Source organism: Drancourtella massiliensis (assembly GCF_016900655.1).
In the GTDB taxonomy this organism is placed as follows: domain Bacteria; phylum Bacillota; class Clostridia; order Lachnospirales; family Lachnospiraceae; genus Sellimonas; species Sellimonas catena.
This window is the reverse complement of record NZ_JACJKH010000021.1, coordinates 36,337-49,009: the sequence shown is the minus strand read 5'-3', so window position 1 is coordinate 49,009 and position 12,673 is coordinate 36,337. Positions and strand designations below refer to the sequence as shown.

The window sequence follows — 12,673 nt, the reverse complement described above, 5'->3', positions numbered from 1 at the left end:
TTACAAAAGCCCCCTGATAAAAATTCCCGCGAAACCAATCAGAATTGCCAGATTACATGCAACTCCGATCTTACAGGTAATATAATTTTTGTCTCGTTCTTTGAATCCCCGGAAACCGGTGATAACACCCATCCATGAGCCAAAAAAGATCACAAGCGCAAGCCCGCCGACGAACGCCGGAGCATTTCCTCCTGTGACAATGGAAATAATAATCATAACAATCAGCGCCACAAAAAAACCTCCCGCATAGATGCAGGATGTGATTCCTCTGGATGCATGAGGTGTTCTATTTTCATCTCTCTTTTGGATCCTTTTTTTTCGTCTTTCTCTTTCCCTCTCCCGTCTTTTTCTACCTCTTATTCTTCTTCTGCCTCTGTCGTTTTCTTTGTCGTTTTTCCACATAGTTTCTCCTTATTACATTACATAGCGCAAACAGTATATATCCGCACAGTCCCCCGGCTGTATTCAAAAGCAGATCATCTACATCAAAGCTCCCTACTTTCGTAAGGAGCTGAAATACTTCCACAAAAAAGCTGATTCCAAAACTATAAAACACGGTAAGGAAAAAACTCCGGTTCCAGTATCTGCTTGCCATCGGCATAAAGAAACCAAACGGCACAAAAATCAGTACATTTCCAATCAGATTGGTAAATGTCAGCAGGCCGAGCTGTTCCCGGTACGTCCAGAATCTCCGGATTTCTCTGAACAATTCCAGATTGTAATGATACTCCCTCATCTCACCGCTTCGGCCATACCAGTCTGAAAATAACAAAAACCAGAACAGAAACACAATGTAAAGAACAAACAACAATTTGCCAAGTCTCCTCAGCCAGTTTCTTTCCTGTGTTCTCAAATCGGCACCGCCTTAAAATGTAAGCTTTTTCTGATTTTTAAATAAGTGCGCTCCTCCGATGATTGACAAAATCCCGCAGGTCACTCCGACAACCATCAGAATGATTCCGACTGCAAGATTGCATGCACCGATGACTCCCATGCTGCGGTATACTTTTTCTTCCATCTTACAGGCCTCCTTATTTTACTCCATACTGTTCATAATATGCGTCAATTGCTGCTTTTAATGCATCATCTATCACAATCTTTCCCTGGCAAGGCTGATTATAAAGATGCTCTACAACTTCCTCCATTGTAACAATCGCCGCCGTATCAAATCCATACAGGTCTTTTACTTCGTCCAGCGCACATTTCTCGCCGCCTTTCCCTACTTCCATACGGTTCAGAGATACCATCAGTCCTTTGATTGTTACATCTGCAGCACCTTTGACCTTCGGCACGGTCTCTTCCATGGATTTTCCGGATGTCGTTACATCTTCGATCATGATCACACGGTCACCGTCTTTTAACTGGCTCCCAAGGAAGCTTCCCTTGTCTGCGCCGTGGTCTTTTTCCTCTTTTCTGTCAGAGCAGTAACGTACTTCTTTTCCGTAAAGCTCACTGTATGCAATCGCTGTTACAACGCTGAGCGGAATCCCCTTGTAAGCCGGTCCGAACAGCACGTCAAAATCATCACCGTATGTGTCGTGGATGGCTTTTGCGTAGTATTCTCCAAGCTTCTTTAACTGAGATCCTGTCACATAAGCTCCTGCGTTCATGAAGAACGGAGATTTCCGTCCGCTCTTTAATGTAAATTCTCCAAATTTGAGCACATCGCTCTCCACCATAAATTCGATAAACTCTTTCTTGTATGCTTCCATCTCTTTTCAAACCTCCGTGTTTGTGGACTTTTCATCCAGACTCTTTATTTTTATCCTTCTGCCCGTCATCATCAGGCAGCAACGGTTAAATTCTTTTCAATTCTAACATACTCCCTGAAGTTTTTCAATTCCCAGGGGCCTCCATATCAGATTTGATATCCGGTTATTTTCTCGTATAACTCATCGTGTATTCTACTTCCCCGGTTGCTTCATCCACACCTTCTCCGGCAATCCGGAATCCTTCTCTTTCATAAAACGCTGCTGCACCCTTGTTTTTCCGATAGACATGCAGCGTCAGTTTCGGATGCGTTTTTTTGACCTCATCGAGAAGCCTCTTTCCGATCCCGCGGGAACGGAATTTCTGTTCCACGAAGATTCCTGCAAGGTAGTCTCCCTGAAGTCCGGCAAATCCTCTTACAGCCTGCTCTTCCTCATACACGAAGATCTCCGCCTGCAAAAACTGCTTTTTGACCTCCGGAAGGTTTTCCTCCCAGTATTGCTTCGGCACAAACGGGTGTGCCTCTTTATTTCCACTTAACCAGACTGCTGCCACCTGGTCAAGATCCTTTTCTTCCATCATGCGAATCATACCGCTTTCCTCCTTCTTCCTTTCTTTTTACAGAGAAGTTGAAAAAGAAAAGGCGTACCTTTACGATACGCCAGACTCTTTCTTTTTGGTATTTCGATCTTCTTTCGTTTTTCCAAAATCAAATGTTATTTGACAATGCCTGTCATGTCGGCCACGGTCTGGAATCCATTCTTGTCCATGTACGCCGCAATGCCTTCTGCGATTTCTTCTGTCGCCTTTGGATTGAAGAAATTCGCTGTTCCGACTGATACGGCACTTGCTCCCGCAAGAATAAATTCCACAGCATCTTCCCAGGTACTGATTCCTCCCATACCGATCACCGGAATCTTCACGGCGTTTGCCACCTGATATACCATCCGCACTGCCACCGGTTTTACAATCGGTCCGGATACTCCTCCGGTTTTATTTGCCAGTACGAACTGTTTCCGGTTAATATCGATCTTCATGCCGGTCAGCGTATTGATCAGGGAAACCGCATCGGCTCCACCCGCCTCTACCGCTTTTGCCATCTCCGTGATGTCCGTCACGTTCGGGCTTAACTTCATGATGACCGGCTGTTTTGCATATTTCTTTACCGCCTTTGTAATTGCTTCTGCCGCCTTTGGATTCTGTCCGAAAGCGATTCCGCCCTCTTTGACGTTCGGACAGGAAATGTTGATCTCCAGCATATCCACATCTTCGGACGCAAGCCGTTCCACGACTTCACAGTAATCTTCCTCGGAACGTCCGCAGACATTCACAATGATATTGGTGTCATACTGACGGAGGAACGGGATATCCCTCTCACAGAAGACATCAATTCCCGGATTCTGAAGGCCTACTGCATTCATCATGCCACCGTATACTTCCGCCACTCTTGGTGTCGGATTACCTTCCCAAGGAACATTGGCAACACCTTTTGTCGTCACGGCGCCAAGCTTGTTCAGATCTACGAATTCACAGAATTCCGCACCGGATCCGAAGGTTCCGGAGGCTGTTGTAACCGGGTTTTTCCACTCTACTCCCGCAATCGTTACTCTTGTATCTGCCATTATAATTCCACCTCCGTCGAAAGAAATACCGGACCGTCTTTACAGATGCGCTTGTTGTGCACATGGCTGTGATGATCGACTTCCTTTGATTTGCACACGCAGGCAAGGCAGGCGCCGATTCCGCATGCCATTCTCTCTTCCAGAGAAATGTAGCACGGAATGCCTTTTCCCTCCGCATAGTCTTTGATTGCACGGAGCATCGGTGTCGGTCCGCATGCATAGATAATGTCCGCATCCAGCTGATTTTCACGGATCGCATCCATCACGTTTCCTTTTGTTCCTACACTTCCGTCCTCTGTGGAAATATATACCGTTCCATTTTGCTCAAACTCTTTTTTCAGGAATGTCTGCGCATCCCGGTATCCCACAATAATCTGCTTTTCGCAGTCAATCTGACGGGCAAGTTCGAGAATCGGAGGTACCCCGATTCCGCCTCCCATCAGAAACGCTTTCTTTCCTTTTGCCGCCTCAAGAGGAAAGCCGTTCCCAAGAGGTCCGATGACCGGAAGTGTATCTCCCGCTTTCATTTCGGAAAACTCTTCTGTTCCGGTATTCTCTCCTGTTACCCTGTATACAACCCGGAGCATTCCCTGCTCCCGGTCGATCTCACAAATACTGATCGGGCGCGGAAGCAGTTTGCTTCCATCGTTTGTGTACATGGAAATAAACTGACCCGGCACTGCACTTTCGGCCGCCTTCGTCTTAATCCACATACTGAAAATTCCATCTGCCAGCTGTTCCTGAGAATGAATCACTGCCAGTTCTTTTTCTCTTTCTGCCATCTCTTCTTTTCCCCTTATCCGGTATTATCTGTTGTTCAGTGCCTGACTGATATCCGCAATCATATCTTCTACAGCCGCTCTGGAAGCATCTCCAAAATTCTCGGCTCCAAAACGTGCGTATTTCTCCTGCTTGTAGGCCGCGATAATGCCTCTGGATGAGTTGACAATTGCTCCAAGACCGTCCTCGTTAAAGAAGTGTACGAGATCCTTGCCCTGTCCGCCCTGTGCGCCGTATCCCGGTACCAGAATATAGGACTTCGGCATAATCTTGCGGAGCACTTTTCCCATCTCCGGGTACGTTGCTCCTACAACCGCGCCGATGTAGCTGTACTCATCTCCCATGCATCCTTCTCCCCACTGGGCAACTTTTTCTCCAACCAGTTCGTAGAGCGGACGTCCGTCGATCAGCTGATCCTGGAATTCACCGCTTGACGGGTTGGATGTTTTAACAAGAATAAAGAGACCTTTCTTTTCTTCTTTGCAGACATCGATAAACGGATTGACTCCGTCGGAACCAAGATACGGATTGACTGTCACAAAATCCTCGTCAAACGGGGCGTAGGATCTGCTTCCCACCTGTACCTTTCCAATGTGTCCTACCGCATAGGCTGCAGATGTAGATCCGATATCTCCTCTCTTGATATCTCCGATAACAACAAGCCCTTTCTCCTTGCAGTAATCTACTGTCTTTTTAAATGCCGCAAGTCCCGGAATACCGAACTGCTCATACATGGCGATCTGCGGTTTCACTGCCGGAATCAGATCGTAAGTCTTGTCCACGATCTCTTTATTGAACTGCCAGATTGCTTCCGCAGCTCCTTCCAGTGTCTCTCCGAATTCTGCAAATGCTTTTGCTTTTACCTGATCCGGTATATAATTCAACATCGGATCCAGTCCTACTACGATCGGTGCATTTGTTTTCTTAATGTTTTCCACTAATTTGTTAATCATACTCTCTACTCCTGTTCCTCATATGCTTGATTTTTATAGACAACGTTTCCGTCTACCAGTGTGTATTTGACATCTCCTTTGACTTTCCATCCGTCAAATGGAGTGTTCTTTCCTTTTGAGAAAAAGGTATCTGTATCGATCTCATACTCTCTTGATGGATCGAAGACAACCAGATCCGCGATCTTTCCTTCGGATACAGAACCTTTGTCCGTCAATCCCAGAATCTTCGCCGGCGCGAGACTCATGCGCTCTGCCATCTGCATCGGCGTAAGCACGCCTCCCTCGACCAGTTCTGTATAAGTCAGTGCAGCGCTGGTCTCAAGTCCTACAATTCCAAACGCTGCCTTTCTCATCGGTACGTCTTTCTCCTCTGTGGAATGCGGGGCGTGATCCGTGGAGATCGCCTCCATGATGCCTTCCTTCAATCCCTGACGGAGCGCTTCCACGTCCTCCATCTCCCGAAGCGGAGGATTCATCTTGAACCGTCCATGATCCTCCGTAATATCATCGGTGGAAAGGGTAAAATGGTGCGGGCAGACTTCTGCTGAAACAGAAATGCCTTCCGCCTTTGCCATCCGCATCAGATCCACCGTGCCCTTTGTGGAGCAGTGGCACAGATGCAGGTGTACTCCGGTATCCTTTGCAAGAAAAATATCACGAGCGGTGATAATGTCCTCAACGGAATTGGTGATTCCCGGAAGCGAAAGCTCCTCGCTTCTCTGACATTTGTTCATCACGCCGTCCTCTCCGGTATCCGGATCCCGGCGCAGATCGATCTCCTCGCAGTGCGCAAAAATCAGAAGTCCGTACTTTTTCGCAAGTTTCATTCCCTCACGGTACAGTGCGGAATTCATGACTGACTTTCCGTCCTCGGAAAGTGCCATACACCCTGCTTCTGCCATTCCTTTGATATCGGCAAGTTCTTTTCCCTCTTCTCCTACCGTGATTGCTCCAAGCTGGATGATATTCACCGGCGACTCTTCCTTTGCCCGGCGGTGTACTTCCTCCACCTTTTCTTTCGTATCAATCACCGGTTTTGTATTCGGCATGGCGCATACTGTTGTTACCCCGCCCCGGGCAGCCGCTTCGCCTCCTGTTTTCAAAGTCTCTTTATACGTCAGCCCCGGATCGCGGAAATGTACATGCAGATCGATAAATCCCGGCATCACGTAGCAGCCGGAAGCATCCAGCATCTGCACATCCTCACTTTCAAGGCATCTCTGTATTTCTTCTCTGGTTCCTACTTTTTTGATTCTTTCTCCGTCTACCAGAACATCACAGACCTGATCTGTTCCGGTAAGCGGATCCAGCACATGTCCATTCTGAATCCATGTTTTCATTCAGTTTTCTTTCCTTTCTGCTTTTGCATATTCCTCATGCTCAAGTATATATCATATCTATCTTACCATAGGACATAAAAAAAAGGAATGAAAATATCATTCCTTTTCTGTTCCATCTACGGCATTTTGTACTGTCTCGACCGCTTTTTCCAGCTGATTGTCCGTCTGATCATCCGCTGACTTTTCCACAACAATATCCGGGGTAATTCCTTCTCCATGGATATTTCGGCCGTCCGGCGTAAAATACTGTGCCGTCGTAAGTTTTAAACAGGAGCCGTCAGACAGGGAGTAGAGTGTCTGTACGATCCCTTTCCCGTAAGTCTGTGTCCCGATGATGGTTCCTGTCCCATAGTCCTGAACCGCGCCGGAAAAAACTTCAGAGGCACTTGCACTTCTGCCGTTCACAAGAACTGCGAGGGGCTTCGTAAACTGGTGCTCATCATCTGATGTTTTCGTGTCCACACGCTCCCCGTTTTTGTCTTCAGTATAGACAATTGTCCCCTCAGGGAGAAGCAGATCAAGAATCTGACAAACGGTATCCAGATTTCCTCCCGGGTTGTCACGAAGATCCACGACAAGAGCTGTCATTCCTTCTTTTTCCAACGTTTCCAGTCCGTTCTGGAATTGTTCATAAGTAACACTGTCAAACTCGGTAATCTTAAGATATCCGACTCCGCCTTCCTTCATCTCGGTCTTTACAGTCCGGTTCTCCACAATCTTTCTTGTCATTTCCATATCAATACTGCTGCCATCTCTGCGTACAGTTACGGTGAGCTTCGTATTTTCTTCTCCTTTTACCAGATCTACAACATCTGAGAGGGACATTCCCGTCACGTCCTTTCCGTCTACCGACAGAAGGACATCTCCGTTTTTCATTCCTGCGTCCTCAGCCGGGGTGTCTTCGTAGACTTCCTGCACGGTAATCTCAAGTGTCTCTTGATCCTGTGCCATCAAAGCCCCTATCCCCGCATATTTTCCCTCGGTGGAAGCAAGAAGGTCTTCTGTCTCCTCCTTGTCATAATAGACCGAGTAGGGATCTCCAAGTCCCGCCACATAGCCTTTCAGTGACATATCCTGCAGATCTTCCTCTCTTACCTCATCCTCGTAGAGAAACTGATTTTCGATAATACTCTGTATCTCGGCAGCCTTCCTTGACGTGCCGGCACTGATTGCATCCGTGTGAAGACTGATCCTTCCCGTTGCTGTTAATCCTGCCAGCACAAGCAGTGCCGCCATAAACATCGTGAGGGCGCCGTAAAGCGCCCCCTTAAGTAAAATTCGTTTTTCTTTCCTTTGATCTTCCATCTGATCCCTTTCTGAGTCTGAAATTATAAGTAACTCAATGGATTCACCGGTGTTCCGTTTACATGTACTTCATAGTGAAGATGCGGTCCGGTTACAATTCCCGTCGCACCGATCGCCGCAATATTCTGTCCCCTGGACACCTTCTGTCCTGCACTGACATACACGGCGCTGCAATGCTGGTACCATGTCTGGATTCCATTTCCATGATTGACTACTACATAATTTCCACGTGCGCTGTTATAAGATGCCGTGACAACGGTTCCGGCTTCCGACGCATAGATCGGCGTTCCGGTCGCTCCGCCAAAATCGATACCGTCATGTCTGCTCGTCGCACCTGCCGTCGGAGCTGTACGATATCCATACCCGCTTGTGATCCGCGGACTTGCAACCGGGTAAGCCAGTGTACCATTTCCGGACACATAGGAACTTCCCGCACTTGATGAACTTCCGGAAGAAGATGCGGCCTGAGCGGCTCTCCTTGCAGCTTCTGCTGCTGCCTTTCTGGCAGCTTCCGCTTCCGCCTGACGTCTCTTGGCCTCTTCGGCCTCCTTAATCAGCTGCTGAAGCTTTGCGGCATTTTCACCGATCTGCTGTTCCAGACTGGAAATCTGCACTTCCTTTTCCGCGAGAAGCTGGTTGACACTGTCACGCTTTGCAATCAGGTCATTCTGAAGTGTCTTTAATTCCTCTTCCTCTTTCTTCAGTGCCTGTTCTTTCTTTTCAATCTCTTTTGTCAGCTGTTCATACTTTTCCAGCATGTTTCTGTCGTACTCGGAGATTGTCTGAACATACTCTGCTTTATTCAGCAGGTCTCCCATACTCCTGGCACTTAAAAGGATCTCAATCAGGCTGGTGTTTCCGTTCTCATACATATATTTTATGCGAAGCTTCATCGCTTCATACTGGTCATTTTCCTGGATCTGGGCCTGCACAAGTTCATCCTGCGCTTTTTTGATCTCATCCTGCTTCTTTGTCAGCTTTTCCTCCGCTTCCTGCATATCGCTGATTACCTGATTCAGCTGACCGGCAAGTGAATTTTTCTCATTCTCCGCCGCTTCTTTCTGCTGCTGAAGCTCCTTTCCTCTCTGCTCGGCCTCTGAAATAGAATCAGCCTGCACAGGAACTGCGGTAAGTGAAAATATCATGATGCCCGCCATGAACGCAGCTGCCATATGTCTGGCTTTCTTTTTCAACATGATCTTTTGTCCTCCTTATGACTACGCGCGCAAGTGCTTCCGAATGGTGATAAAACTTCCAAGGAATCCGATACCGGCACCCAGAGCAAGCCCTACCGGAAGCAACGTACGGTAAACATCCATGACAGGAATAAAATCAATAATATTGTTCAGAAGACTGAATCTCGCCATAATATACTCTACTGCCTTATTATACATGAAGTAGAGAAGAATCAGAGGAATAATCGCTCCCACGATTCCGATGATAAGACCTTCGATTACAAACGGCGCCCGGACAAACCCGTCCTTCGCACCGATATATTTCATAATGGCAATCTCTTCACGCCGTACCGTCACACCCATTGTAACTGTGTTGCTGATCAGGAATACGGATACAGCAAGCAGGATCGCGATAATCGCAATGGATACATACCAGATCAGGGAGTTCAGTCTTGTCAGTGTCTTGGCAACAACGTCAGATTTGTTGACATTGCCGACTCCCTCCAGACTCTGTGCATGCTCTACGATATCCTGCTGTTTTGAGACATCGCTCATATACACCTCATAGTGATTGGAATTGATCAGCGGGTTGTCATCAGCAAATCCCTCTGCCGCATCTTCATTGCCTGCAAAATAATCTTCCTGGAACTCTTCCCATGCCTGTTCTCCTGAGACGTACTCTACTCTCAGGACACCGTCCTGCTGTTTCAGGTCATCTCCGATGGCCTGAATCTGCTCTTCGGAGGTGCCTTCATTAAAGAAAACTGTAATCGCAACCCCTTCTTCTGCCTTCTGAACCATGTAATTGAAGTTCATGACGATCGCAAAGAAAAGGCCAAACACGAAAATACATGCTGCCATCGTTGCAACAGAAGCAAGTGAGAACAGCTTGTTACGGAAAATGTTCTTAACCCCCTGCTTTGTCGAATATCCTATTGTACTAATTTTCATTATTATACCCACCTTTTTGTTCGTCGCTTACAATAACGCCCTTCTTCATTGTGATAACGCGTTTTTTCATCTCGTTTACGATTTCCTGGTTATGTGTCACGACAAGGACCGTCGTTCCACGGTCATTGGCCTCCTCAAGAAGCTTCATGATCTCCCATGAATTGGTCGGGTCGAGATTTCCCGTAGGCTCATCCGCCAGCAGGATCGCAGGCTCATTAACAATTGCTCTTGCAATGGCCACCCTCTGCTGTTCCCCTCCGGAGAGTTCTTTCGGAAACGCTTTATATTTCTGTGCCAGACCCACAAGCGACAATGCTGCCGGCACTTTCTGCTTGATAATACGCGGTGATGTCTCTGTCACGCGGAGAGCAAATGCAATATTCTCATAGATATTCCGGTCTTTCAGAAGACGGAAATCCTGGAATACAACCCCCAGATGTCTCCGGTACTGAGGTATCTTTCTGTGTTTCAGACGGTTCAGGTTCTGGCCGTTGACAATAATACTGCCGCTGGTCGGATCCAGTTCCTTTAACAGTAAACGAATCAGTGTAGATTTCCCGGAACCACTGTCACCGACAATAAATGCAAACTCTCCTTTTTCAATCTTCAGGTTTACACCATTGAGCGCAGCAATCCCTTTGGAATACTCCTTCGTTACTTCCTTAAATTCAATCATAAGTCTCCTCCTGCTAATTACTGATACTCCTTGTAATCTGGCTGCCTTTTAGTATTCCTGTGTCTCCATATACTTCATGTATTTGACTACCATCAGCGCAATCTTGAAAGTAATGGCATCCTCGAACACACGAAGATCCAGCCCGGTGCTCTTCTGAAGCTTGTCAAGACGGTATACCAGTGTATTTCTATGGATATACAGCTGTCTCGATGTCTCAGATACATTCAGGCTGTTTTCAAAAAACTTGTTGATTGTTGTCAGCGTCTCCTCATCAAAGTCATCCGGGGATTTTCCCTCAAAAATCTCCCTGATAAACATCTTGCACAGCGGAATCGGAAGCTGGTAGATCAGCCGGCCGATGCCAAGCGCGCTGTATGCAATGATATCCTTCTCCTCAAAGAAGATCTTCCCGACATCCAGAGCAAGCTTTGCCTCTTTATATGATTTTGACACTTCCTTGATATCACTTACGATCGTACCGTATGCGATATGAGCCCCCTCTTCGCCTTCTGATTTTAACATAGAAAGCATCTCTTCGGCAACCTTTTCCATCTCGGCATAGCCTTCTCCCGCGGAAAGCTCCTTTACGACAATAATATTCTTTTCGTCTACGGCCGTGATGAAATCTCTTGTCTTTCCACCAAAAAGAGTACGAACATTGTCAAGTGCATTCGTATCTTTATCGTGAGAAGTTTCAATAATAAAGATAACACGTCTGACGTCAGTGTCAATATGCAATTTTTTGGCACGGTTATAAATATCCACCAGAAGAAGATTATCCAGCAGAAGATTTTTGATAAAATTATCTTTATCAAACCGCTCTTTATATGCGACAAGCAGATTCTGAATCTGGAATGCCGCAATCTTTCCGATCATATATACGTCATCATTTCCTCCGTTTGCAAGAAGGATGTACTCCAGCTGATGTTCGTCAAAAATCTTGAAGAACTGATATCCCTGGATCACCTGGCTGTCGGCCGGAGATGCTACAAAAGAAAGTACCGCATTCTCATAATCGCCGTTTTCAGGGAATGTCGATGCCAGCACCTTCCCATCGATATCCATGACACATAAATCAATTCTCGTTATTCCCTTTAATCCTTCAATGGTGTTCTGTAGTATCTGGTTTGATATCATTCCGACTCCTCTTTTCTCCATTTTTTGTATGCAATTTTCACAATCGCATTGTTCTTTTCTTTCGTTTTCTAAAACTCACCTATGTTATATATTAATATAAATTCACAAAAAAAGAAAGAGGAAATAGCATTTTTTTATGCATTTCCTCTCCCCGCATCCGGTCTTTCCACTGCATGACTCTGTGCATTGTGACGAAATTACTGTTTGCTTCCCGACTGCCCCTGCTGTTCCTTTTCTTTCCTTTTTATTTCCGATTTCAGTTTGAATTTTACAAAAAAATCCTGCAGTCGGCTTTTTTTATTATTTTTCTGTTGTATATTCTTAATTACTTCACCAAGGCCCACCCAGATTCTGGCATCCAGCACAGACTTGTTCTCGCCAATAAAATCTTCCTGAAGCGGAGATGGAAGCACGGAAATGATACAGTCAATCTCAGCTCCATTGATCTTATTGACAATCATATCACTCACTCCGGGCCTGTCCTCAACGATCTCGGCACCGGAAATCTCAATTCCGGAATAGTACCGCTCCAGATACTCCCTCAGAATTTCCTGTTTGTCGTCTCCCGGCGCCAGCAGAAATACTTTCCGACGATCCTTTTTCAGATATCTGAGAAACATCTTGACAAACAGATTCGTTTCAGCCTCCCGAAGAAGCGTCCGGTCTTCCACCCCCGACAACTCCAGAAGTGTCCTGTCTCCCACGACAAGAAGATCCATCTGCGCAATCTTCTCCCGAAGATCACCTGTTTCTGTCAGTTCGATTACTGAAGTTCCGGCCAGGATCTCTATAGTACTGATCGGTTCCGTTTCCATATAGCGGATTGCTTCCTGCATTGCCTCTTTTGCTGTATATCCGTCTAATTGTACGCCTAAAACCTCAAACTTTTCACACATACTATCACCTATCATTCCTAACCGGGCAATTATAGCAGACCCCCAGCCGAATTTCAACAATTCTCACAAACTCTTCACACAAATTAACACTTTTGTAAAGCTACAAGCCAGGGGGCCAGGAACATTGG

General features: G+C 46.4%; 15 protein-coding genes. All 15 read right to left on the bottom strand.

The genetic code is table 11. The features are described from left to right. Positions 1-402 (bottom strand): DUF6142 family protein, encoded by a 402-nt coding sequence (locus tag H6A32_RS16425; RefSeq protein WP_087169388.1) that lies wholly within the window; start codon positions 400-402, stop codon positions 1-3. Then, on the bottom strand, positions 350-853 hold the full coding sequence (locus H6A32_RS11660) for a VanZ family protein (protein ID WP_087169389.1): 504 nt from the start codon (positions 851-853) through the stop codon (positions 350-352). The genes H6A32_RS16425 and H6A32_RS11660 overlap by 53 nt, the downstream gene beginning before the upstream one ends. Positions 854-865: 12 nt before the next feature. After that, positions 866-1,018 (bottom strand): hypothetical protein, encoded by a 153-nt coding sequence (locus tag H6A32_RS11655; protein ID WP_171027886.1) that lies wholly within the window; start codon positions 1,016-1,018, stop codon positions 866-868. Between the two features lie 13 nt (positions 1,019-1,031). Further along, positions 1,032-1,712, bottom strand: a complete 681-nt coding sequence (gene pyrE / locus H6A32_RS11650; RefSeq protein WP_087169390.1) for an orotate phosphoribosyltransferase — start codon at positions 1,710-1,712, stop codon at positions 1,032-1,034. A 163-nt stretch (positions 1,713-1,875) separates the two neighbouring features. Continuing rightward, the gene (locus tag H6A32_RS11645; protein WP_087252499.1) at positions 1,876-2,301 is read right to left on the bottom strand and encodes a GNAT family N-acetyltransferase; all 426 of its coding nucleotides are present in this window, start codon (positions 2,299-2,301) and stop codon (positions 1,876-1,878) included. A gap of 125 nt (positions 2,302-2,426) precedes the next feature. Next, entirely contained in the window at positions 2,427-3,332 is a 906-nt protein-coding gene (locus H6A32_RS11640) for a dihydroorotate dehydrogenase (RefSeq protein ID WP_087169391.1), read from the bottom strand. Continuing rightward, positions 3,332-4,114 carry a dihydroorotate dehydrogenase electron transfer subunit gene (locus H6A32_RS11635; protein WP_138372827.1) on the bottom strand — a complete coding sequence of 261 codons (783 nt, stop codon included), beginning with the start codon at positions 4,112-4,114 and terminating at the stop codon, positions 3,332-3,334. The genes H6A32_RS11640 and H6A32_RS11635 overlap by 1 nt, the downstream gene beginning before the upstream one ends. 24 nt (positions 4,115-4,138) lie before the next feature. After that, on the bottom strand, positions 4,139-5,065 hold the full coding sequence (gene pyrF / locus H6A32_RS11630) for an orotidine-5'-phosphate decarboxylase (RefSeq protein ID WP_087169393.1): 927 nt from the start codon (positions 5,063-5,065) through the stop codon (positions 4,139-4,141). 5 nt (positions 5,066-5,070) lie between these two features. Further along, positions 5,071-6,405 carry a dihydroorotase gene (locus H6A32_RS11625; protein ID WP_204864411.1) on the bottom strand — a complete coding sequence of 445 codons (1,335 nt, stop codon included), beginning with the start codon at positions 6,403-6,405 and terminating at the stop codon, positions 5,071-5,073. A 96-nt stretch (positions 6,406-6,501) separates the two neighbouring features. Continuing rightward, positions 6,502-7,710, bottom strand: a complete 1,209-nt coding sequence (locus H6A32_RS11620) for a S41 family peptidase (RefSeq protein WP_087252496.1) — start codon at positions 7,708-7,710, stop codon at positions 6,502-6,504. A gap of 23 nt (positions 7,711-7,733) precedes the next feature. Then, positions 7,734-8,906, bottom strand: a complete 1,173-nt coding sequence (locus H6A32_RS11615) for a murein hydrolase activator EnvC family protein (RefSeq protein WP_242960258.1) — start codon at positions 8,904-8,906, stop codon at positions 7,734-7,736. Between the two features lie 21 nt (positions 8,907-8,927). Next, a complete protein-coding gene (gene ftsX / locus H6A32_RS11610) occupies positions 8,928-9,836 on the bottom strand; it encodes a permease-like cell division protein FtsX (RefSeq protein WP_204864410.1) in 909 nt (302 codons plus the stop codon). Further along, positions 9,826-10,512 (bottom strand): cell division ATP-binding protein FtsE, encoded by a 687-nt coding sequence (gene ftsE, locus H6A32_RS11605; RefSeq protein WP_087169397.1) that lies wholly within the window; start codon positions 10,510-10,512, stop codon positions 9,826-9,828. The genes ftsX and ftsE overlap by 11 nt, the downstream gene beginning before the upstream one ends. A gap of 48 nt (positions 10,513-10,560) precedes the next feature. After that, positions 10,561-11,649, bottom strand: coding sequence for a PucR family transcriptional regulator (locus H6A32_RS11600; RefSeq protein ID WP_087169398.1), 1,089 nt, complete (start codon positions 11,647-11,649; stop codon positions 10,561-10,563). Between the two features lie 197 nt (positions 11,650-11,846). Then, complete coding sequence (locus H6A32_RS11595; RefSeq protein ID WP_171027885.1) at positions 11,847-12,545, bottom strand: WecB/TagA/CpsF family glycosyltransferase; 699 nt, start codon at positions 12,543-12,545, stop codon at positions 11,847-11,849. Positions 12,546-12,673: the final 128 nt, after the last annotated feature.